The 22480-nt window shown below is 59.4% G+C and carries 18 protein-coding genes and 1 pseudogene; 11 read left to right on the top strand and 8 right to left on the bottom strand.

From position 1 onward, the window contains the following. Window positions 1-27 precede the first annotated feature (27 nt). The gene (locus KIH81_RS05055) at window positions 28-1587 is read right to left on the bottom strand and encodes a DNA cytosine methyltransferase (protein WP_214304362.1); all 1560 of its coding nucleotides are present in this window, start codon (window positions 1585-1587) and stop codon (window positions 28-30) included. Window positions 1588-1821: 234 nt separating this feature from the next. Here KIH81_RS05055 and KIH81_RS05050 point away from each other — a divergent pair, with 234 nt between their 5' ends. The 4 genes from KIH81_RS05050 (at window position 1822) to KIH81_RS05035 (ending at window position 5982) form a co-directional block, all read left to right on the top strand. Next, window positions 1822-1995, top strand: a complete 174-nt coding sequence (locus tag KIH81_RS05050) for a hypothetical protein (protein ID WP_214304361.1) — start codon at window positions 1822-1824, stop codon at window positions 1993-1995. Between the two features lie 109 nt (window positions 1996-2104). Next, window positions 2105-3103 (top strand): hypothetical protein, encoded by a 999-nt coding sequence (locus tag KIH81_RS05045; RefSeq protein ID WP_214304360.1) that lies wholly within the window; start codon window positions 2105-2107, stop codon window positions 3101-3103. Next, complete coding sequence (locus KIH81_RS05040; RefSeq protein WP_214304359.1) at window positions 3100-3660, top strand: hypothetical protein; 561 nt, start codon at window positions 3100-3102, stop codon at window positions 3658-3660. Before KIH81_RS05045 ends, KIH81_RS05040 begins: the two co-directional genes overlap by 4 nt. A gap of 114 nt (window positions 3661-3774) precedes the next feature. Beyond that, on the top strand, window positions 3775-5982 hold the full coding sequence (locus KIH81_RS05035) for a PASTA domain-containing protein (RefSeq protein WP_214304358.1): 2208 nt from the start codon (window positions 3775-3777) through the stop codon (window positions 5980-5982). Between the two features lie 177 nt (window positions 5983-6159). On the opposite strand, the gene KIH81_RS05030 is transcribed toward KIH81_RS05035, so the two are convergent. The 5 genes from KIH81_RS05030 to KIH81_RS05010 form a co-directional block, all read right to left on the bottom strand. After that, a complete protein-coding gene (locus tag KIH81_RS05030; protein ID WP_214304357.1) occupies window positions 6160-7137 on the bottom strand; it encodes an ABC transporter substrate-binding protein in 978 nt (325 codons plus the stop codon). A gap of 221 nt (window positions 7138-7358) precedes the next feature. After that, complete coding sequence (locus KIH81_RS05025) at window positions 7359-8366, bottom strand: ABC transporter permease (RefSeq protein ID WP_236029297.1); 1008 nt, start codon at window positions 8364-8366, stop codon at window positions 7359-7361. A gap of 71 nt (window positions 8367-8437) precedes the next feature. Continuing rightward, window positions 8438-9952, bottom strand: coding sequence for a sugar ABC transporter ATP-binding protein (locus KIH81_RS05020; RefSeq protein WP_214304356.1), 1515 nt, complete (start codon window positions 9950-9952; stop codon window positions 8438-8440). Window positions 9953-10030: 78 nt separating this feature from the next. After that, complete coding sequence (locus KIH81_RS05015) at window positions 10031-11245, bottom strand: anhydro-N-acetylmuramic acid kinase (protein WP_214304355.1); 1215 nt, start codon at window positions 11243-11245, stop codon at window positions 10031-10033. A 112-nt stretch (window positions 11246-11357) separates the two neighbouring features. Next, complete coding sequence (locus KIH81_RS05010) at window positions 11358-12404, bottom strand: LacI family DNA-binding transcriptional regulator (protein WP_214304354.1); 1047 nt, start codon at window positions 12402-12404, stop codon at window positions 11358-11360. A 286-nt stretch (window positions 12405-12690) separates the two neighbouring features. Here KIH81_RS05010 and KIH81_RS05005 point away from each other — a divergent pair, with 286 nt between their 5' ends. From KIH81_RS05005 to KIH81_RS04985, 5 genes are all read left to right on the top strand, one after another. Next, a complete protein-coding gene (locus KIH81_RS05005; RefSeq protein ID WP_236029296.1) occupies window positions 12691-13794 on the top strand; it encodes a LacI family DNA-binding transcriptional regulator in 1104 nt (367 codons plus the stop codon). Between the two features lie 221 nt (window positions 13795-14015). Then, complete coding sequence (locus tag KIH81_RS05000) at window positions 14016-15293, top strand: extracellular solute-binding protein (RefSeq protein WP_214304353.1); 1278 nt, start codon at window positions 14016-14018, stop codon at window positions 15291-15293. A gap of 37 nt (window positions 15294-15330) precedes the next feature. After that, window positions 15331-16248, top strand: a complete 918-nt coding sequence (locus KIH81_RS04995) for a carbohydrate ABC transporter permease (protein WP_214304352.1) — start codon at window positions 15331-15333, stop codon at window positions 16246-16248. Between the two features lie 32 nt (window positions 16249-16280). Further along, on the top strand, window positions 16281-17156 hold the full coding sequence (locus KIH81_RS04990; RefSeq protein WP_214304351.1) for a carbohydrate ABC transporter permease: 876 nt from the start codon (window positions 16281-16283) through the stop codon (window positions 17154-17156). Window positions 17157-17207: 51 nt separating this feature from the next. Next, window positions 17208-18398, top strand: coding sequence for a glycoside hydrolase family 1 protein (locus KIH81_RS04985; RefSeq protein WP_214304350.1), 1191 nt, complete (start codon window positions 17208-17210; stop codon window positions 18396-18398). Between the two features lie 392 nt (window positions 18399-18790). Here the strand turns inward: KIH81_RS04985 and KIH81_RS04980 are convergent, their stop codons facing one another. Together KIH81_RS04980 and KIH81_RS12350 are read right to left on the bottom strand one after the other, a co-directional pair. Then, the gene (locus KIH81_RS04980; RefSeq protein ID WP_236029294.1) at window positions 18791-19759 is read right to left on the bottom strand and encodes a hypothetical protein; all 969 of its coding nucleotides are present in this window, start codon (window positions 19757-19759) and stop codon (window positions 18791-18793) included. 243 nt (window positions 19760-20002) lie between these two features. Then, window positions 20003-20074, bottom strand: a pseudogene (locus KIH81_RS12350) (zinc-ribbon domain-containing protein); the annotation flags it as partial. Window positions 20075-20203: 129 nt separating this feature from the next. Between KIH81_RS12350 and KIH81_RS04975 the strand changes: the two are divergent. Both KIH81_RS04975 and KIH81_RS04970 read left to right on the top strand, forming a co-directional pair. Next, complete coding sequence (locus KIH81_RS04975) at window positions 20204-20353, top strand: hypothetical protein (protein ID WP_214304348.1); 150 nt, start codon at window positions 20204-20206, stop codon at window positions 20351-20353. Window positions 20354-20862: 509 nt separating this feature from the next. Next, entirely contained in the window at window positions 20863-22299 is a 1437-nt protein-coding gene (locus tag KIH81_RS04970; protein WP_214304347.1) for an ATP-binding protein, read from the top strand. Window positions 22300-22480 lie beyond the last annotated feature (181 nt).

The raw sequence follows: 22480 nt of genomic DNA, 5'->3' as shown, positions 1-22480 counted from the left end.
GCAGCATGTGCTTTATCGCTTGTACTGTCAATCCGTAAACTCATCAAGTCGGTGCTGTTCATCGAAGTAATCTTCCGTGACTTTCCCGAGGCAGCGAGCGACGATTTTCGCTATCTGATTCGCTAACAGAGGCGGAACGGCATTGCCGATCTGCTGAAATTGTGCAGTGCGGTTACCCTCAAAGAAGTAATCGTCGGGGAACGTTTGCAGACGTGCTGCCTCACGTACGGTCAGACTGCGGCATTGATGAAAATCCGGGTGGATAAAATAATGGCCGTCCTTGGAGATATGCGAGGTAACCGTAGTGGAGGGAGAGTCGTAAAGCTGGACTCGGAAGCGATCAGAAAACTCCACGGTCTTCAGCTTGTCGGCAGAAGCTGACTGTTCGACGTTCTTATGATTGGGCAACAGGTATGGTGGGAAGTTGTCCAATTTTGCGGCTTTGCCATGAGCTGCTGCATAAGCCGAGCAAAACAGATAGCGGTCCAAATCCTTTGCCATATGGGATCGTGCGGTGTGATTCATCAGCAAGGAGGAGCCAATATTATCCAATCGACCTCGATACCAGTCGGTAAGTAGATTGCGGCCTTGGCTGTCGATGTGATTTGAAGATATCTGAGAAGGCAGTTCTGAGGCAGTCAAACTCGACAGTTGCTCGGCTATTTTTGGATCGCCGCAATGAAGAGACTCATATCGAGCGGCTTGCACGATATATTCCTCCCAGCTGTCTTCGACGTGTTTGCGACTCCGATGGGAGAAGTCGCTCCGCACTGCAGGTATGCCTAGGAGTGCGTCTCTGACAGTAAGTGGATGGCGGGAAGGCTTAAGCTGTGTTGGGGTGAAATCATGATCTTTTCGGATGCCCAACAGTATCACGCGGTGCCGTGCTTGAGGGATTCCGTATTGTTCGGACTTCACCACATAGTCAGAGGATGTATGAGGCTCATCAACTACAAGGGAATGGAGTGTGTACCCGGCCTTGTCGATATCGGCTCGAATCATTCCGAGCACACCCTCGTTATGTAGTTTTGCCGACAAAATGCCTTTGACATTCTCCATGACGAATATATCCGGTTGAATGCCTTCAAGAAAGCTGAGATAGCACTTATATAGCGTCTGTTTTACGTCGCCTTGCAAATTGGGGTCGTTGGTTCGACGTGCGCGCCCTACGAGCGAATATGCTTGGCAAGGAGGTCCTCCGATGATGACAGTGTATCCTTTGTGACCTACGAGCCTCTTTCGGGCTTCTTCCACAAAGGTGTTGTCGCCTTCGACGAGAGTCCCCTGTACGGCTTCATGATCGGCTTCCGCCCATTGATTGGGAAATGACTCCTTGAGAATCTCCAAATGGCTGGCATCGGGATTGGTCGCATACTCCAAGTACTGCTCTGGTATACGGTGATGGAGGTCGTAAATCTTACGGAAGAACGAGCGCAGCCGCAAAGTGTTATGCGCGGATTTTTCCATCTCTACCGACATGACGATTTGGAAGATCCTTTCGCCATCGGAATCCCGTAGCGAGGAGAAGCCCTCTCCGAGGCCTCCTGGTCCGGCGAATAAGTCAATTACGCGTATCTTCCCACTCATGCCTGTTCTCTTATGCTGCTTTGGCGAACTAACTTTGCTCCTGGAGTCTACCAGGAGGTGATTAGTGGGACAATGCGGCGAGCCGATGCGTGTATTTCGTCAAGCTGGCGTTTTGGATTGATTACCGTGACGTGATCCGAGGCTGCGCGGTGTTCGCTTGGGATATAAGGCCCGTATGCCGTGTTATGCGGGTGTCGGTTTGACGGTATCTGGTCTGGAGGGAATGAAGTTCCTATGACTGTCGGTGATAACGCGGCATTGGCGCCGCGTACGTTGGACGATTTCATCGGACAGGTCATCAGTGATATGGCCGCTGGTGGGGACGGGGAACGGTATGTGGTGTTCGCTCCCGCCCGTTTGCGCCCGTATACGGAGCGCCGCACGCTCAACCTGCTGAACAAACATTGAAGCAATACACGCGGGCCATGAGCCGGCCGATTCCAGGACGGGCGAGTTCCGCCCGTGGGAGCGGGAGGTCCTCGGAATCTCGATTGGACTGGGGCAGGAGGATTGGACCATGTCGCGCGACATGGTCGAACTGTCCGACGCGAAGCTCAGGACACGGCTGGACGACACGTTCGTCATGCTGCACGCCATGCTGATCGCCGGATCGGCTGAAGCCCTTGCCCGAGGCGACGTGAAGGCGGCCGACGCCTCGGACCGGGCCCGGTTGGCGTTGGGCGAATCGTATCTGGGAATCAGCCCGCACGACCGGCGCAAGATGATCGCGTGCACGGACCGGTACCTGCACCTGATCGCCCGCCACGCGCTCGATCTCGGTTTCCAACCGAACGTCCATATTCCACCGGACGAAGCCACGGCCATGCGGCTGCTGGCCGCCGACCCGCGATTCCGGTACGCGACCCTGCGCCGCGCGACCCGCCGCAGGCGCCCGTGGGCCGGGCCGCTGGCGGACATGCCACGGGGATGGATGATCCGCTTCGGTCCCGAACTCATGGACGACATGCAGCAGGTCATCGACCTCGGTTTGCGCGGGTTCGGCATCGACCAGGTCAAGGAGAAATGGGGCGGCCTGCGCGTCCTGTTCGACGACGACCCGATCGACTGGACCACCGGCCTGGAACGCCCCGCACGATGGATGGACCTGGCCGGGCTCATGCGCGAACTGCTGGACCTGTACGAGACGCTCTCGACATGCACGTGCATCCGATGCGGCTCCCAATACCGGGTACGCGCCAGCGCGGGACGCTGGATCGAACCCGTATGCCGCCGCTGCGCGCATGCCCGGGCCACCGGCAGGCGAGGCACACCCCCGGCCAAGAGCGAGTGGAAACGGATGCGGCCACTGGACTGCGGGGAACCGCTCGCCGCATGGGCCGACGGAAACCACGCGCGGCTCCTCGGGGACGGGCGTCTCCGTGGTTTGCACATCCGCACGTTGCTGGACCGGTGCGACCGGGAACAGGCGGGATACGCCGATACCGGCAACGGAACCCCGCAAAGCCACGATTCGGACGAAACACAGGACCGCACCACAGGAAGGAAGAACTCATGAACGACAAGGACACGGCAATGGACACACTCGACGAGACCCCGCTCCTGGACCAGCTGCTGCGCGACGGGCTGACGGACCGGGACACGATCCGGCAGATCACCGGACATCCCCTGTATTCGCGGGTGCGCCCGTATCTCACGCACCGGATGACCATGCGCAACCGGAGCCGGAACGTCGAACCGATCGAACGATACGACTACGACATGGAACCGGCGTGGATGATCCTGTTCAGCCCCCGGTTCGGGGGACGCTGGTTCACGCTCGACCAGCGCATACGCCTGCTCGCCGATGCGACTCCGCTTCATTGGCGGTTCGCGCTCGAATCCATGCGGCGCGTGTTCGTGTCCGTGCACGTGCGCGGCGGCAGCAAGGAATTCGGCTGCAACCAGGAATACCATCACCTGTTCGCCAGCGCCCTCAACGCCCTGGACGCGGGAGGCCCGGAACTGCTCGACATATTCCTGCACCTGGCCACGCTCGTTCCCGACACCGGCGGACGCCTGCACGTCACGCCAGACGGATTCGACGTGACCTACCCGAACACCACCAGCCACTGACCGGCGAAAACCAATGATTCCCCGCGGGAACCGGCGTTTCGCCGGCCGCATATCGGCTAGAACGGTGTGCGTCGGCATCGCCGGCTCCCCGGGAGAGAGGAAAGGAAGAACCCGATGAGATACTGCACCGAATGCGGGGCCGGCAACGAGCCGGACTCGAAGCACTGCATCATGTGCGGCGCGCCACTGGACACCGCGCCATCCCAGCCGTCAGCGAAGTCTGCGGCCCCTACCGGGGCCGGGCCGCAGACGGAACCCGGCGGGGACACCCGCACACTGCATGACATGCCGGCACCGCCATCGCATGGCGGTCCCGCGACCGCGGTTCCGGGACCGGTACCCATGCCGCCCATGGGCGGGACGCCTGAGCCCGCGCCCGTATCCGACGGGACGGGGGATGCGACGGCCGTCGCATCCGTGAGGCCGGACCGCAGGCGCGCGATCATCATCGCGATCCTGGCGGCGGTGCTCGCCATATGCGTGGTCGTGGCCGGCGTCGCGGCGTGGAACGTGTTCGGACCGAAGACCGTGCCCGAGATCAGCGTGAAGACCGCGTCCGACGCGGTGTCGCAATTGGAGGGACGAGGGTTCAAGGTCGTCAGGAAGAAGCAGTACGACGGGGCGAAGAAAGGCTCCTACCTGGGGCTCGACGGCGTGAAGGCCGGGGACAGGGTCTCCCCGGGCCAGCCGGTCACGGTCCTCGAATCCGCCGGTCCCGGCGTGCCCCAGGGCACGGTCGGCATGACCGCCAGCCAGGCTGAACAATCCCTGTCGACCATGGGCGTGACCGTCACCGAACACGAGGTCGTCTCCGACAAGCCCGGCCACGTGGCCATCACCACGCCCGCCGACGGAGACCCGGTCACCGACGTCGAGGACGGCATCCACCTGGGAGTCGGCGTCGAAGGCGAGGGCATCCCGGTCGAGATCGCCGGACAGGACATGAACGACGCGCAAAGCGAACTCGAGGACAAGGGGTACACGGTAACCATGGAGCCCCGCTTCTCCAGCCGCCAATACCTCGGCAAAGTGGTGGGCGCCAACCCAGCCATCGGTTTGAAGACCGACGTCAAGGACGTGACCCTCTACTACGGCGTCGACGCATCCAAACGATACGACGTGCTCACCAGGAACGAGGACGGCTGGGGTACGGTCGCGGTCAACGCCTACCGCCTCGCCGGCGAATACTGTACGGACGGCGGAGACTGCCTCACCCTGGAACAGGATCCTGACGACACGGGACGCACCATCCCCAGCGGCAAGATCGGGATGACGGGCAAGGACACCGATACGACCCTCAACCTGTGCCCCTACTCGCAGAACCCGCCCGCCGGATGCGCTCCCAGCAACAAGACCGACGACAGCTTCACCGGCCAGGCGATGGCGAACTACCTCATCTCCGGCGACACCGGCGGCTTCGAACTGCACGCCGGCGACGGATTCCCCTCCTGTGGGGACACCGTGTTCTACTCAGGCGGCGGCGTCATGGGATACCACTGCGACAACGGCACCGTGGCCGACGGCATGGGCACCAGCACCGGACTGACCTACAAGCCGGACGAATTCCTGCTCTACATGCCCGTCGACGCCAACCTCAAGACCCTCGAATCCGACGGCTACTTCGACGGAAAGACCACGTACACGCCCGACAAGGACCGGCCCTACATCATCCGACGCGACAATGCGAAGTACACCGACTTCTCGAAGTCGTTCATTCCAAGCTACGCGGGCAAGGCCGTGGCCTTCAAGGACGCGCCCAACAAGAGCAACGTCTACTACCTCGTCGAGAAACCCGTGGACTGGACCCTCATCGACGGCACCACCGTCGACAAGGCCAAGACCAAAACCGAGACGAAGACAGAGGGTGCCGGTTCCGCGGAGGCGGAGACCAAGCAGGACGACCAGGCCATGGCCCGACTCGCCGGCACCTACATGATGCAGCCGCCGATGGGCACCTGGCATTCAGCCATGGTCATCAAGGCGGACGGCACGTTCGCGGGAGTCTACAACCCCGGCGGCATGGGAGGCGGCCCCACCAAGTTCACCGGCAAATTCACCAACCTGACCGCGAAGGACGACGGCACCTACACCATGGATTGCGAAGACTACACGATCACGGAAGGTGATAACGGCGACGCCACCGGACTGATCCCCTGCGGCTCGTTCGCCTGGCATCCCAAGGGATCCGAGGCGTCCCTCATGACCGACCACGCCCGCGGCTGGCTCTCCTACGACACCCCATCCAACGGACCCCTGCCCAGGGACGCCATCACCAACCTCGAATCACAACAGGAGACCACCTTCGAAAAACAGGAATCCTGACCAGACCGAAGATAGTGCTCGGTGAAGGCATATTTATCTGGCTTCAGCTGAACCGAACAGAATAAGACTGCGGGGTCATGAATCAAGCGATTCATGACCCCGCAGTCTTATTCCATGTTCGTCCTAGACCATGCTTTCTCCGTGGAGGAGAAATCTAAGCGAATACTGGCGGAACAATCAGTCGTACATGGCCTGCTGAACATCGGCGTCGTCGATGTTGGTGGCGTCGTACCAGAAGCAGCCGGAGTCAACGGACTTCTCGACCTTTTCACCCTTGAGGCTCTTGACCGCCGCCTCGACGGTCTTGTATCCGATCTGGTAAGGGTTCTGAGAGACAGAACCGGCAATCACGCCATCGCGGATGTACTGCTGCTGGGCCTTACCGGAGTCGACGCCGACGAGAACCACGTTATGGCCGGACTTCTGAGCGGATTCCACCGGGGTTGCTGCGCCCACGACGGTGGCCTCATTGGTGGTGAAGATGCCGTCGAGGTCGGGGTTGGCCTGCAGGATGGCGCTGGCGATGTCCTGCGCCTTGGCCTGGTCCGCGTTGGAGTACTGAACCTCGCCGACCATTTCCATGTCGGGGGCGTTCTGCTTCATGTAGTCGAGGAAGCCGTCGCGGCGTTCGGTGGAGGTGGCGTCGGTTTGGCTGTGGGCGATGACCGCGTACTTGCCCTTGCCTCCCAGCAGTTTAATGAAGTTCTCGGCGGCGACCTTGCCGACCTCGGTATTGCTGGTCTTCACGGATGCGGTGATGAGGTCGGCGTTCTTCTCGAAGGCGGTGTCGAAAGCGAACAGCGGGATGTTGGCGCTCTTGGCGCTTTGCAGGGCCGGGGTGAGGGCCGCCTCGTCAAGAGGTGCGATGGCGACGGCGTCGGGAGACTTGTTGATGGCGTTCTGGACCATCTCGGCCTGCTTGTCGACCTGGCTGTCGTTGTCGGGGCCGTTGAAGGTGACGGTGGCACCGTACTTGGCGGCCGCGTCGTCGGCACCGTTGTGCACGGAGACCCAGAAGCTCTGGCTGAAGCCCTTGGCTACCATGGCGATTTCGTATCCGTCCGAACCGGATCCAGATCCGGATCCGCATGCGGCGAGGGGCATGAGGGACAGGGCGGCTACGGCGATGGCGGCGAATGTCTTCTTCTTCATCATTGAAGTTTCCTTTCGGGAAGGTGTTGGGTTGGTTGGTGGGACGGCCGCGGCGACGCGGCCGTCCCTTGTGTTCGGTTATGGGGCAAGGAAGGGGACAGCGAAATCGGTTGTGATGACGCTTGGTGTGAGTCGGAGCGAAGGAAAAGGAGAGAGGAATTGCGGGGAAGGAGACTGGTGAGGTCCGGTGGGGGTCGGAGGAGCAGCGGCCCACCGGACGCGGGTCACTTGACTTTCTTCTGGTTGTGCTGGCGGTAGAGGTCCACGAGCACGGCGGCGACGACCACGATGCCGAGGAAGATCTTCTGCCAGGGGTCGGGCACGGACAGGATCTGCAGGCCGTTGTTGATGGTGGTGATGATGAGGGCGCCGATCACGGTGCCGACGATGGAGGCGCGACCGCCGGCCAGGGATGCGCCGCCGATGACGGCCGCGGCGATGGCGTACATCTCGTATCCGGAACCGGTGGCGGGCTGGGCGGCGGACAGGCGGGAGGTCATGACCACGCCGGACAGGCCGGTGTAGGAGCCTGCGAGCACGTAGATGGCCCACTTCCAGCGGCGTACGTTGACGCCGGACATGCGGGTGGCCTCCTCGTTGGAACCCATGGCAAGCGCATAGCGGCCAAGACGGGTCTTGTTGAGGATGATCCAGGAGATGACGGCCAAGCCGAGGAAAATCCACACGGCGTTGGGGATGCCGAACAGCTGGGTGCCGCGGGCGATTTGGTCGAATCCGACCTCGTCGGTGGTGTAGACGGGCTTGGATCCGGAGAGCACGAGGGCGGCACCCTGGGCTACGAGCATCATGGCCAGCGTGGCGATCATGGGCTGCATCTTGAATCCTGCGATGAGCAGGCCGTTGACCCAGCCGAGGATGGCGCCGGAGAGGATGCCGATGATGACGGCGAGCCAGATGGGCAGGTGGAAGGTGACCATGCACATGGCGGTGATGACGCCGGTCATGGCCATGCCCAGACCCGGGGTAATGTCGATGCCGCCGGTGGCGATGGTGAAGGTCACGCCGAGCGCCTGGATGCCGGTGACGGCGGAGGCGAGCAGCAGGGCAACGATGTTGCCCATGCGCATGAAATGCGGGTCGGCGATGGAGAATCCGATGAGTAGGACAATCCAGGTGCCGAAGATAAGCAGCTGCTGCAGCGAGGACGAAGGGATGCGGCGGGGCAGGGCCGGCTTCTTCGCCGGTGCGCTGACGGCCTGTACGGTGGACATGATCTGTTCCTTACGTTGAGATTTGGGTGCTGAGAAATATGTCTTGATGGACGGGGCTTCCGTGTCCCGACCTATTTGCGGAAGGTGGTGGCGAGCTCCATGATGCGTTCCTGGGTCGCTTCCTTGTGACTCAGTTCGCCGGTGATGGAGCCGTTGCACATGACCAGGATGCGGTCGGACACACGGATAAGCTCCTCAAGTTCGGAGGAGATGACCACGACGCAGTGGCCTTCCTGGACGAGCTGGTCGAGCAGCGTGTAGATCTCCTGTTTGGCGCCGACATCGATGCCTCTGGTGGGTTCGTCGAAGATGAGCACCTTGCTGTTGCGGGCGAGCCATTTGGCGATGACGACTTTCTGCTGGTTGCCGCCGGACAGGTTCTTGACCTGCTGCGTGGCGCTCGGAGTCTTGATACTTAGCGCGCCGATGTACTTCTTCGCGGTCTTGGCGATGTCTCGATCGCGGATTAGGCCGATTTTGCTGGTGAAGTCCTTGAGCGAGGCGATGGCCACGTTGTCGTTGATGGTCTCGTCGAGCACCAGACCAAACTGCTTGCGGTCCTCGGACAGGTACGCGATGCCGGCATCCACTGCGTCGGAGGGACGGCGGATCGTGACCGGTTTGCCGTCGACGAGAATCTCACCGCTCGTCTTCGGGTCGGCGCCGATAATTGCCCTTGCCAGCTCGGTGCGTCCGGCGCCGGCCAGACCGCCGAAACCCAGAATCTCGCCTGGGTAGACGCTGAACGAGGCGTCCTTGACCATGGCGTTGGTGATGTGGCGTACCTCCAAGGTGGGCGTGGCGTCAGGGTCGCGGACGTTTTCGGGACGGTCATATGCGGTGATCTTGCGTCCGACCATGAGGCGCACGATCTCATCGCGGCTGGTGTCCTCGGTCTTGAGCTCCTTGACGAAGCGACCGTCGCGGAACACGGTGATGCGGTCGGAGATCTGCATGAGCTCCTCCATGCGGTGGGAGATGTAGATCACCGCAGTGGTGGGGGAGACGAAATCGTGGATGAGTTTGAACAGGGCCTCGACCTCGCGGTCGGTCAGGGCGGCGGTGGGCTCGTCCATGACCAAGAGCTGGGAATCGAACGAGATGGCCTTGGCGATTTCGACCATCTGCTGGCTGGCGACGGGAAGGTCGCGCACCAGGGTCCTCGCGTCGAACGTCACTCCGATGCGGTGCAGCAGCTCGGTGGCCTGCTTGACGGCCTTGTCCTCGCTGAGCAGACCGGCGCCCATGGGTTCACGGCCGAGGAAGATGTTCTGCGCGACGGTCAGGTCGGGCACGAGGTTGAGTTCCTGGTGGATGAGGCTGACGCCTTGGCTTTGCGCGTCGGCGGGGCCCTTGGGCGTGTAGGGTTTCCCGTTGAGCAGCAGCTCGCCGCCGTCGGGCTGGTAGATGCCTCCGATGATTTTCATCAGGGTGGATTTGCCGGCGCCGTTTTCGCCCATGAGGGCGTGGACCTCGCCGGGACGGATGCTCAGCGAGACGCCGTCGAGGGCGAGTACGCCGGGGAAGCGCTTGGTGATGCCTTTCGCTTCCAGCAGCAATCGCTCCTGCGATGCCGATTCTGTCATGATTGCTCCAAACCGTTGTGCATGTGGGGGATAGGGGCGGGGCGGGATTCGTACCCCGCCCCCGTCGTGGTAGGTATGTCAGTCGGTCAGCTTGGCCTGGCTCGGCGGAAGGACGAGCTTGCCGAGGATGCCGAAGCGGGTGGCGCCGCAGGCGGCCGGGATGTTGTCGGCGATGCCGCGCTTGGTGGAGAAGGCGATGGTGGCGAACTTGATGGCCTCCTTGTACTGCGGGGGCACTCCGATGACGTCGGAGGTCTCCAGCTTGACGCCTTCGGGCAGGCGTTCGGCGATCATCTTCATCAGGGTGTCGTTGCGCACGCCGCCGCCGGAGGCGATCAGGCGGGTCACGCCCAGGCCGGCCGGCACCACGAACTCGTTGAACGCGCGGACGATGGCTTCGGCGGTGAACGCGGTGATGGTCGAGAGCTTGTCCTCGCCGCTCAGGTCCGCGTACTTGTCGAGCATCTTCTGGGTGTATTCGGCGCCGAAGTCAAGCCTCCAGGCGCAACGCGGGATGCCGCGCTTGAAGAACGGGTGCTCGAGCATCTCGTCGAGCATCGGCTGGTAGATGGTGCCGCGGGCGGCGGTCTCGCCGTTGGCGTCGTATTCCTTGCCGTACAGGACGCGCATGGCCTGGTCGATCATCACGTTGCCCGGGCCGCAGTCGAAGGCGCGCATCTTGGAGCGATCGGCGCAGGCCAGGTGGAGGTTGGAGATGCCGCCGATGTTCAGGGTCGCGGTCGGGCCGACGTTGCGGAACAGCACGTAGTCGAAGTACTGCATGAGCGGGGCTCCGGTGCCCTGCAGCGTGTGGTCGACGCTGCGGAACTGGGTGACCACGGGCGCGTCGGTCAGCACGGAGACCACACCCGGCTCGCCGATCTGCAGGCCGCACGGGTAGCCGTACTTGGTCCACATCTCGTAGAACGGCTTGTCCGGGGTGTATCCCTTCATCTGATCGTGCTCCGGCGGCTCCTGGTAGACGGTCTGGCCGTCGTAGCCGATGACGTCGATGTCGGTGCCCTTGAGGCCGTGCTTCTTCATGAGTTCGGTGGCGGCCTGGGCGAACACGGCACCGCACACGTAGTTGAGACGGGTCAGCTTGAAGATGCCGAGGGTGTCGTCGAACGCGGCGAGCACTTCCTTCTGGATGTCCTCCGGCCAGTCGATGGACAGCGCGTCGATGTACTTCGGGGGCAGAACGCTGCCATCCTCTGCCTGGTTGATCTCGATGAGCACGGCATCGACGCCATCGAAGGAAGAACCGCTGTTGAGACCGATTGCGTATGGCATGGAAAGCTCCTTTGCTTGTGTTTGTTTTTGTTTGGCTGATTATGCTAAACGTTTATTTTTTAGTTATTAAAAACGGACCCTGAAGTTCAGGGTCCTAAACCCTTATTGGCCTTTACCCCCCCCGGGATTTCCGTGGGGAAGTGCGGTCGGCCACCGAGCCCCGTTCGACGAGCGTCACTCCGATGGTGAGCTGCTGTCCGTTCAGGGCGTTGCCCTTGATGGCGTCAATCACGAACCGGGCGGCCTGTCGGCCGATCTCCTCCATGTTCTGCGCCACCACGGTCAGTGGAGGCTGCAGCAGGGGAGCCCAGTCGAAGTCGTCTATCGCGATCAGCGAGATGTCCTTACCGACCTTGACTCCACGTTCCTTGAGCGAGCGGAACGCACCCATGACCATCATCGTGTTGAGCGCGAACACCGCATCCGGCCACTCCGATGGCTTGCTGCGTTCCAGCAGCCCGTCGAACGTCTCGAACGCCGATTCCGGGTCGTTGTCGCGGGTCTCGCACACGTGGACCTGCATTCCATGCTTCTCCGCCGCGTCCTCGAAGCCGCGTGTTCTGGCGTTGAACGTGGACCAGATGCGGGGGAAGGCGAGCACCGTGGCCCTCTCATGTCCACGTTTTCCCAGGTAATCTCCCGCGATTCGCCCAGCCTGGTAGTTGTCGCTGCCCACGAACGGGTAGTTGCCGGATTCGGGCGGCGAATCCACGAACACGACCGGAACGTTCATGCCGTCGATGATCGCGAGCGATTCGGGCCGTAGCAGGTAGGTGGCGATGATGGCCGCCGGACGCTGCTCGAGCAGGAGACGGACCGACTCCTCCTCGGACTCCTGGGCGTTCGTGCGGTCCTTGATCATGTCCGTGGTCACGGCGAAGTACCCGTACTCGTGCAGGGTGTTGTCGATCGCCTGAGCGAGCATCGAATAGTACTGGTTGCGTCCCGAGGCGGTCAGGATGCCCACGGTGTGGCTGGACCTCATCTTCAGCCCCGCCGCCATCTCGTTGCGCACGTAGCCGAGCCTCGCGGCGGCGTCTACGACGCGGGCGCGGGTGGAGGCCGCGACGCCGCTCTCGCCGCGCAGCGCGCGGGACGCGACGTAGACGGAAACGCCGGCTGCGGCGCCAACGTCCTTCAATGTCGGTCTCCTGTTCACGATGGGCTCCTTTGCTAATCGTTTAGTATGTGTTAAACCATAACACTCGTTTGGATTCGATGTCAAATTGATTCGCAAAGAAAGCTATACGTTTATTATTCGGCGTGTCGCACTCACCCCTGTCATACAAGCTGCCTACTAAATACACGAACACTCAACCGGTGCTATCTGACAAGACGAGATGAATATAGGAAACCGTGGTAATTACGATTCCGCTCAGTCTAGGATGCACCTTTTTGACATCCAAGGAGAACTCATAGATGTCAGATAAAATGGAACCTGTAAAATGGTGTTTATGCGTAGAACGACGGTGTATGACGTAGCGGAGCGGGCAGGCGTATCCACGGCCACGGTCTCATTCACTTTCCGCCGTCCAGACATAGTCAGGCCGGAAACCCGAGAAAGGGTACTTGCTGCTGCCAAAGAACTTGACTACGTTCCTAATGCGAATGCCAGGGGACTCGCCCGAGGACAGACTGGTGTGTTAGGCCTGTATTCATTCGATATGCTTATAGATAGGCCACTTGACGACGAAGGAGATTTCGCAGCACGCGAAGAGGATATTCCGCACCTAGACGAGGGTGACGGACCAAGTGTTCTGGCATATCCGCTATATGTGGACGAAGTGCAACGAGGATTCGAACTCGAGAGTTGGCATCGCGGCCGAAACGTTCTCTTGGGGACAACTGCGTTGACAGGCGCTGGCGAAGATATCATGGAAGTTGCCGGACGCGTCGATGGTTTAGCCGTCTTTCCAAGCCGATATAGCGACATGCTGCCTTTTCGAACGCTGTGCCGCAATATTCCGGTCGTAAGGCTGAGCCAAGGGGCAGTTGAGGATCCATTAGCATGTATCACATGTGACAATGAGTCTGGTATTCGTCAGATCGTTGAGCATCTGATTCTTGTCCACGATGTCCGTCGTGTCGAATTCATAGGTGATTGCAGCAATTACGATACTTGCTCAAGATTTGCAGCTCTTTGTAAATATCTTCACGACCGTGGCTTGGAGGTTCCAACGCGGCCTTTAGACGATAACAGCATGGCGAATGCGGACGTACGACTAGTGGGATTATGCGAAGCCATTGAAAATGGAAGACTGCCTCAAGCTTTAGTATGCGCGAATGACCAAACGGCGTTCGAGGTTATTCAAGTATTACGCGATGCGGGGCTTGATATACCACACGATGTGATTGTGACAGGCTTTGACGGTGTGCTTGCCAGTCGTGTTATGTCTCCCAGCCTGACGACAGTTCGCCAACCTATGGAGGCGATGGGGCGCTTAGCCGCACGCTTGCTCGATGAACAAGCAGGAATTCCATGGGAAACGAATAAATGCTATCAGGTTCCGGTGCGTCTACTTGTGCGTGAAAGTTGCGGTTGCTGCTGATATCTCTAATAATCGTCAGTGTTAATCAGTTGCCAATAAGATTTCTCCTAAGCGTGCGCCCATCACCCATGTCATTGTCATTTGATAAGTGACACATGCATATGTTATGACCTGTCGAACGAGTTTCTGATTTGACAAAACAGAATCTATGCGCTTAGATAGTGCTTGCAATCTAAGCGGTTAAACTTACGGATTGCAACGAAAGTTCAAGGAGGAACTCGATGAGACGAAGCATATCGAAGATTTCAATTGCAGCTGTTACTAGCATCATGCTATTAGCAAGTCTGGCGGGATGCGGCCGCACGAATGGTAGTTCCACTGATGCCAACAATGTAACTACCATCGATTCAGGTAAAGCCACTGGCGAGGTAACCGTTTGGGCAATGGGCAATGAAGGCGATTTACTGGGCGACTTCGTCAAAGGTTTCGAAAAGGAAAATCCTGATGTCAAGGTAAAGGTTACTGCCATTCCATGGGCTTCCGCTCATGACAAAATTCAGACAGCAATTGCTGCCGGAAAGGTCCCAGATGTGATGCAAATGGGAACAACGTGGATGGCAGATTTTTCAAACGCTTTTTCGGAAGTCCCGGAGAATTTTGACTTGGCAGACTTCTCGGATGGACCGTTGAAGACCGGGCAGGTCAACGGTGTTCAACTCGGGGTTCCCTGGTACGTCGATAGTCATGTTTTGTACTATCGCACAGATATTGCGAGCAAGGCCGGATGGAACAAGCCTCCCGAGACCCTTGAAGAGCTCCAGCAGATGGCCAAAGACGTGAAATCTGTTGAGGGCGTCAAAAATGGAATGTTCATTGCGGCATCGGGAGCGGATACATGGCAGGGAACGCTTTGGGCGTATTTCTCTGACGGGGTTTCACTGATGAATGATCAGAAGAAGTGGACTCTTGACACCCCAGAGATGAAGGAAGCCACGGAATATATAGACCAATTCTTCAAAGAAGGTCTATCAAGCACTGGCTTTGACGCAACGCCAGGCGTTTCAATCACTCAGTTTGTGAACGGAGAGACACCGATTATGACGGGCGGACCGACGACTATCAGTCAGATAGCCACCCAAGGCGGAGATCCAAACACATATGCCACGGCCGCTATCCCCAAAGGCAGCGTTTCATCTACATCATTTGTCGGAGGCGCAGATTTTGTCGTAATGGACGAAGCCCAAAACAAACAGTCTGCATGGAAATTTATCCAGTGGATGACCGAACCGGAAACACAAGTCAATTGGTATCAGAAAGCCTCAGTTCTTCCATCTTCCCAGAAAGCTTGGGAGTCTGATACTTTAGCCAAGGACGACAAATTGAAAGCCTATGGAACTCAGCTAAAGAGTACATCTGCACCCCCTGCTGTTGTGACTTGGGCGCAGGTATCCGCTGCTGGTGACCGGATAATGGAACAAATTCATAAAGGCCAAATCAGCGTGGACGACGGACTTAAAAAGCTGCAGGCCGAAGCTGATTCGATTGGCACCGGTGAGTGATCCAGTCGAGTATGATCCGTTGCCGAGGTAACAAATAATGACCAAACGCACATCAGACACGGCGAAGGGTAGCGGCAACGCCCTTCGCCGTCGCCGGACACTTCTTGCATGGGGATTTGCATTGCCGTTCGCAGTCATCTTCTGCGTGTTCATGCTTATACCTCTCGTTTCTTCCATGACGATGTCCTTGACTGACATCACCTCTCGAGATTTGCGCACCCCATTCAATGTGAATTTCGTGGGGTTCAAGCAATACCTCACACTGTTTTCTGATGCTCGATTCCTGCATTCGCTACAAGTCACCGCCATCTTCGTAATTGTGGGTCTGCCTATCACCATGATTATTGCCCTTGCATTCGCGGTAGCACTTGATAAGGGATTACAGCATGTAAACGCTTTCTTCCGCGCGCTGTTCTATGCTCCGGTCGTAGCCAGCGTCGTCGCGGTCTCCGTGGTCTGGCGCTACATCTTACAAGCAGACGGATTGCTCAATTCCTTGCTCGCAATGATTGGGATAGAAGGACCAGACTGGTTGCACGACACTCATTACGCCCTTCCCGCGTTAATGGTTATGACAATCTGGCGGAACATGGGCACATTGATGATAATCTTCTTGGCCGGTCTGCAGGCAATCCCGGAAGAGCTCAAGGAAGCTGCAGCTATTGACGGAGCCAGCGAGTGGCGCACTTTCTGGTCGATTACGTTGCCGCTGCTCAAGCCCACATTGCTGCTTGGCGCAGTGCTGCTGTCCGTGGCGTATCTTCAATTCTTTGAGGAATCATTTGTCATGACGCAGGGCGGCCCGCTCGACTCGACCCTGTCCGCCGCATACTACGTCTACCAGAAGTTCGGATTCGGCCAGTACGGCATCGCCTCAGCCGCCAGCTGGGTGCTGTTCGTCATCATCGCGCTGGTGAGTGCGCTGCAGTTCCGCATCCTGCGCTCCGACGACTGACCAGAAACGACATGACTGAAAAGAGACATGACATGAGCGCCACGACGCAGTCAGCAATCATCCCGGACAACAAGCTCTCCCTTGGCCAGCGGTTCATCAAGGGCCGCGGCATCTCCTACATCATCCTCGCGCTGATCGGCGTGGTCTGGATCTTCCCGTTCCTGTGGATGGCTCTCGGCTCGCTCAAGACCCAGCGCGAGATCCTCGCCAAACCACCGAAGCTGCTGCCCGAGCACGCCACCCTCGCGAACTTCACGCAGTGGTTCACCCAGCTGAACTTCGGCTCGTTCTTCACCAACAGCCTCGTGGTCGCCGTGATCACCGTGCTCGGCAACATCGTGTTCTGCTCGATGGTCGGCTACGCGCTGGCCAAGATGGACTTCGCCGGCAAGAACATCCTGTTCGGCGCGGTCATGGTCACCCTGATGGTGCCGAGCGTGGCGACGTTCGTGCCGCTGTTCGTGATCATCTCGAACCTGCACCTGTCCAACACCTACGCGGCCCTGATCCTGCCGTTCCTGTGCCAGCCCATCGGCGTGTTCCTCATGCGCCAGTTCATCGGCGGCATCCCGGACGCGCTCATGGAGGCCGCCCGCATGGACGGCGCCGGCGAGCTGCGCATCTTCTTCCAGATCATCATGCCGCAGTGCGGCCCGGCCCTGGCCACCCTGTCCATCCTCACGTTCCTGTCCAGCTGGAACAACTTCCTGTGGCCGTTGGTCTCCGCACAATCCGAGGAGATGTACACGCTGCCCGTGGCCCTGTCCCTGTACTCCACCGGACAGAACGCGACGAACTACAGCGTCCTGCTCGCCGGCGCTGTGCTGGTCATCACCCCGATCCTGCTCCTGTTCGTCTTCCTGCAGCGCTACTTCATCCAGGGCGTCGCCATGACCGGCATCAAGTAAACCGACAACCACACCGATACAACTACGCAACCGACAAAGGAGTCCGACACCATGACCTCCCCGACATACGCATTCCCCGACGGCTTCCACTGGGGTGCCGCCACCGCCGGCCACCAGATCGAGGGCAACAACACCGCCAGCGACTGGTGGGCCCGCGAACACTCGCCCCGCACCGACGTCAAGGAACCGTCCGGCGACGCGGCCGACAGCTACAACCGCTTCCGCGAGGACATCCGACTGCTCGCCGACTCCGGCCTGGACACATACCGGTTCGGCATCGAATGGGCGCGCATCGAACCGGCCGAGGGATGCTTCTCGCGCGCCGAACTCCTGCACTACCGCCAGATGATCGACACGTGCCACGAGTACGGCGTCGAACCGATGGTGACCGTCTACCACTTCACCATGCCGCTGTGGTTCGCGGCCAAGGGCGGCTGGAAGCGACCGGACGCGCTCGAGAAGTTCGAACGCTACGTGCGCTATGTGCTGCCGATCCTGCACGACGTGAAGTGGATCTTCACGATCAACGAGCCGAACATGGTCGCGCTCACCCAGGGCGGCACCGAAGGCACCGATTTCATCGCCGCGTCGCTGCCCGCGCCCGACCCGGTCATCTCCAAGGCGCTCGTCGACGCGCACCACATGGCCCGCGACGTCATCAAGTCAGCGCTGCCGGACGCGAACGTCGGCTGGACGATCGCCTGCCAGGCGTTCCACGCGATGCCCGGCTGCGAGAAGGAGATGGAGGAATACCAGTACCCGCGCGAGGACTACTTCACCGAAGCGGCCGTCGGCGACGATTTCATCGGCGTGCAGGCATACCTGCGCACCTTCATCGGCAAGAACGGCCCCGTGCCGATGGCGGACGACGTGGAACGCACCCTCACCGGATGGGAATACTTCCCGGCCGCCCTCGGCATCGCCGTCCGCCACACCTGGGACGTCGCCAGACACACGCCGATCCTCGTCACCGAGAACGGACTGGCCACCTCGGACGACACACGCCGCATCGACTACACGTTCGACGCTCTCGCCGGGCTCCACGACGCGATGGATGACGGCATCGACGTGCGCGGATACATCCACTGGTCACTGCTCGACAACTACGAATGGGGATCGTTCGGCCCCACGTTCGGCCTGATCGGATGGGACAAGGAAACCTTCGAACGCAAGCCCAGGCCATCCCTGAACTGGCTCGGCGCCATCGCGAGGACCAACACCGCCTTCCACCCACTGCGATAGGCAGAAGTTGGGTTGGAGCCCAATACAAGTGGCTCCAACCCAACTTCCCAAAACTCCGATGCTGTTCATGTTTTTGTTGGCTACGAGTCACGACCATAGCTTTGGACACAACATCGTACCTAGCTTGGCAATGGCCTATAGGACATACGGGAACGCGCCACGGCATAGGTTCGGTTAATCCGGGGAACGACTCTCATATTCTCATCTTGATCATTCTGCAGCTTTTCCCAGACCGTCAAGCGTTTTCTGAAACTGGAATAACCGTCGGCTAATCCGATTATTGTCCGACGCCATGTTCCATGGATAATCCCTCAATAGCGCTGCTTCCAAGGTATCATCCTGTCGTTAACTGGAATCTGGCATGGGCTGCTCCGGTCCGGTGGTCCGCATGGTCATTGCTTGTGGAAGGTGACGTCGGGGCTGCCATCCTGGCCTGCTTCGGTGAGTGTGCCCGCATCGGGGTCGTAGGTCATGGTTCGGTTGGCGGCGAATTCACTGACGTCGCTGCTTTCGGTCAGGGAATTGTATCCGGATACCGGAGTGAGGTACACGGTGTCCCCGTCGAGCTTGACATCGTAGGATATCGAGACATTCACGCTCTTGCCTCTGGCGGTAATGGTCATGTCCGAGTCGGCCGATTGCCCGTCGAACGTGATGGTCTGGGTGCCCTTCATACCTTTGTACTCGCTGGTTGCGGAGTAGGTGCCGGATGGGTAATCGTCCAGGAGCGCCTGCTGGGAATCGGACACCTGATTGATCGCGTCAATCAGGTTGGCGTATGCCTCGGTCTTTTTCTCGGGGTCGTCGGATTGCCGCGCGCTTTCGGCGTCGGATAGCGCGGCCTTCAGATTGTCGATGGTCGTCGGGTCCTTGACCGTGTCCGAACCGTATCCGGTCATGGCCTTGGCGGACAGGATCACCTGTTCGAGCTTCACGTCGATGGTGGATTCCTGGCTCCGTTCCACCTTCTTGATTTGGTCGGACAGAGAGGCTCCGAGTTTCTTGTTCCCGGCGGCTTCTCCCGATAGCGCCGCTGTGGTCTGATCGAGTGTCTCAGTTGCATCGGACGCGGAGCAGGACTGATTGTATCCGAGCGCCTTCTTGGCCTGTTTGGTGAGGTCCAACAGCTTTTCATGGAGCTGCTGATCGTCGTACATGGCTGAGTTGAGGGCTGACAGTTTGTCGGCCTGACTGGCCAGTTTCTTCAAATTCTGGTACGTGGTCTGCTGGGACTGTTGCGCCGTCTCGCAGGAAGCCAATGCGGTCCGGTGCTTGTGATTGGCCCATAGCCGGGTGCCTCCGATTCCTGCTGCGGTCACGATTAACGCAGCGGCGAGAGTCGCGGCGACCACCGTGAGCATCCGCCTGCTTTTCGCCCGGTCGGCAGGGGTACGCTCGGGTTTGACTGATTTCCGGACCGTGTGCATCGTCGCGGGAGCGGGTTTCGGTGCCGGAACCGGAATGGTTTCCGGTTGGCGAGCGGAGGAGGGCAACGGTATTTGAGGTACCGTTGGTGATGGTTGGGAACTGTTGGCGGGGGTGTGCCTGATTGTCGGGTTCTCCGGTGCCGGCATCGGATTCGAGTTGTGGTCCCGATTCACGGGCGTGCCACAGTTGGCGCAGAATTTCGCATTATCAGTGAGCTTGTGTCCGCAGTTGGTGCAGAACCGTTGCATGTCGTTCCTTCCCTAGTCGCCGGACATCTCGTCCTTCTTCCCGGATCATTTCCCTTGAACCACATCGTATGACCTCGAGCGCGGCTAGTCGAACGGGGATTCATGCCGCTCTGCGCGGAGAGGGCAGAGGTGACGTTCCACGGATGCAACAACGGTCAGAAAGTGGTTCGTCTCCTGCTCCAATACAAGTTCCAGGTCGACATTGCGTTCCCATGGGCCGAGGTCAGCTCGCTGGTCGACAAGATCTGGCACGACAAGTACGGCGACACGATCCAGTGACTCCAGATGGATGACATACGGAAAGCGGTGTGAGGATATGCCTTGAGTGCAATATCCTCACACCGCTTTCCGTTTGCGGGGCCTTACCAAGCTTTCTGGGTGGCGAAGAACCGCTTCCAGAAATCAAGGATCCTTTCGGACGCGACTGGCTCGAGACTGAATTCCGTACCCAGATTCATCATCGCCATGGCACAACAAGAACAATAACCGCTTGCACGCATCACCACGGAGATCCGATCTGCGCATCGCATATCACAGGTAGGATGCGTGTGCATATGATATGCACACGCATCCTATTTACGTTCCATATTCCACAGTTCTCGTAAATACCCGTGGCGACGGGGGAGCGGTTGAGCTTAGCTTTTGGCTTGCGACGGCGGACATCACCTTTATCGGCCAAGGAATCGTGAACCGACGACTAACGTGCCAGATACCACTGAGTTCCAGTAGATACTTTTTGGTATGATACTCGTAAGTATCATACTTATGCATATTCTATTGGAGGCGATATGTTCGTCGGCAGGGAACGTGAGCTGGGGACGCTGCAAGACCTCTGGGAGCAGGAGGATTTCCAGATGCTGGTGCTGTATGGACGCCGGCGTGTGGGAAAGACCGCTTTGCTGGACGAGTTCTCGAAGGACAAGCGCGTGTTGTCGTTCACGGCCCGTCAACAGACTTCGGCGGCGAATCTCAGGGACTTCTCCCGTGCGATCTATCGGTTCTTCGGACTGCCGGAAACCATGCCGGCGTTCGGCCTGTGGCAGGACGCGCTGGACTTCATCGTGACGAAGGCGCAGGGCGAGCCAGGCCGTCGTATGCTGTTCGTGTTCGACGAGTTCCCCTATGCGGCGGCCAGCGAACGCTCCCTTCCCTCCTCCCTGCAGATCGCCATCGACCATGGTTTCAAGAACGCCAATGTCATGATGGTCCTGTGCGGCAGCAACGAGGGATTCATGGAGAGCGAGGTCCTCGGGTACAAGAGCCCGTTGTACGGGCGTCGGACCGCTCAGCTTCGACTGATGCCGTTCGATGTGTTCGACACCGCGCGCATGCTCCCGTTCGCCCCGCCCGTGGACGTCGTCCAGTACTATGCGACTTTCGGGGGAACGCCTTACTATCTCAGGCAGATACGCTCCGGCATGACTTATGAGGATAATGTGCTGCGTCTGCTGTTCGATACCAGCGGCCTGTTGTACGAGGAACCGTTGATGCTTCTCAGGCAGGAGCTGCGGGACATCACGACGTACAACTCCGTCATGGGGGCCGTCGGGGCGGGGGCGACGAAGCAGAACAAGATAGCGGATGTGGCGGGACTCGCTTCGTCTTCCGGGGTGAGCAAATATCTCAGCGTGCTTTCCGATCTCGGGTTGCTCGAACGGGACGTGCCCTTCGGGGAGAATCCCACCCACACCAGGAAAGGACTGTGGCGGATCAAGGATCCGTTCTTCTCGTTCTGGTACCGTTTCGTCGGCCCCAACGCCGACCGGATCGAACGAGGGGACGGTGACCTTGCCGCGCGAGCCGACGTGTTCGGACCGGCGTTGGACACGTATGTCGGGCAACAGTTCGAATCCGTGTGCGAACAATGGATGATCCGCGCGAACCGACGGAACGAATTGCCGTTCCGGGCCACCAATTTCGGCAAATGGTGGGGGAGCGACCCGCGCGCGCGTCAGCAGGCCGACATCGACGCCATCGCCGCCGCGCCACGCACCGGGGACATCATGCTAGGCGAATGCAAATGGAAGGCGAATCTTGATATCGCGCAGACCACCGCGACGCTTCGTTCCAGAGCCGACTTGGTACCGGGATATGACAACCGCTACTTCGCCTTGTTCGTCAAGACCGACGAGTTGGCTGAAGCCGCCAGATTACGTGGCGAGCCAGATCTGACCGTCCTATCGGCGGCGGAGATGCTGCGTGAGACAGAGCCCATTGCCAGCTGAATCACTCGGGAACGACGCCGAGAAAAGAGAGACGGGGGGAATCCATGATCAGCAGCGCGGCCATGGAATCATCCAGCAGCTAATCGCCGTTCTACAAGATAGAAGCCGGATAGGGGAGAGCGGGCGGCCTTTGGGCAGTGGCCGCCCGCTCTTGGAGGAGGTTCCTAGGTCGTGGTTTACG

The organism is Bifidobacterium miconisargentati, from assembly GCF_019331675.1.
Classification (GTDB): domain Bacteria; phylum Actinomycetota; class Actinomycetes; order Actinomycetales; family Bifidobacteriaceae; genus Bifidobacterium; species Bifidobacterium miconisargentati.
This window is presented reverse-complemented; position numbering and strand designations above follow the sequence as displayed.

Coding starts and splice junctions, on each gene's coding strand:
- KIH81_RS05020 (WP_214304356.1), bottom strand. CDS start 9,952: ATGACAGAATCGGCATCGCAGGAGCGATTGCTGCTGGAAGCGAAAGGC.
- KIH81_RS04985 (WP_214304350.1), top strand. CDS start 17,208: ATGACCTCCCCGACATACGCATTCCCCGACGGCTTCCACTGGGGTGCC.
- KIH81_RS04970 (WP_214304347.1), top strand. CDS start 20,863: ATGTTCGTCGGCAGGGAACGTGAGCTGGGGACGCTGCAAGACCTCTGG.
- KIH81_RS05035 (WP_214304358.1), top strand. CDS start 3,775: ATGAGATACTGCACCGAATGCGGGGCCGGCAACGAGCCGGACTCGAAG.
- KIH81_RS05045 (WP_214304360.1), top strand. CDS start 2,105: ATGTCGCGCGACATGGTCGAACTGTCCGACGCGAAGCTCAGGACACGG.
- KIH81_RS05030 (WP_214304357.1), bottom strand. CDS start 7,137: ATGATGAAGAAGAAGACATTCGCCGCCATCGCCGTAGCCGCCCTGTCC.
- KIH81_RS04995 (WP_214304352.1), top strand. CDS start 15,331: ATGACCAAACGCACATCAGACACGGCGAAGGGTAGCGGCAACGCCCTT.
- KIH81_RS05000 (WP_214304353.1), top strand. CDS start 14,016: ATGAGACGAAGCATATCGAAGATTTCAATTGCAGCTGTTACTAGCATC.
- KIH81_RS04990 (WP_214304351.1), top strand. CDS start 16,281: ATGAGCGCCACGACGCAGTCAGCAATCATCCCGGACAACAAGCTCTCC.
- KIH81_RS05050 (WP_214304361.1), top strand. CDS start 1,822: ATGACTGTCGGTGATAACGCGGCATTGGCGCCGCGTACGTTGGACGAT.
- KIH81_RS05005 (WP_236029296.1), top strand. CDS start 12,691: ATGGTGTTTATGCGTAGAACGACGGTGTATGACGTAGCGGAGCGGGCA.
- KIH81_RS05040 (WP_214304359.1), top strand. CDS start 3,100: ATGAACGACAAGGACACGGCAATGGACACACTCGACGAGACCCCGCTC.
- KIH81_RS05025 (WP_236029297.1), bottom strand. CDS start 8,366: ATGTCCACCGTACAGGCCGTCAGCGCACCGGCGAAGAAGCCGGCCCTG.
- KIH81_RS04980 (WP_236029294.1), bottom strand. CDS start 19,759: ATGCTCACGGTGGTCGCCGCGACTCTCGCCGCTGCGTTAATCGTGACC.
- KIH81_RS05055 (WP_214304362.1), bottom strand. CDS start 1,587: ATGAGTGGGAAGATACGCGTAATTGACTTATTCGCCGGACCAGGAGGC.
- KIH81_RS05015 (WP_214304355.1), bottom strand. CDS start 11,245: ATGCCATACGCAATCGGTCTCAACAGCGGTTCTTCCTTCGATGGCGTC.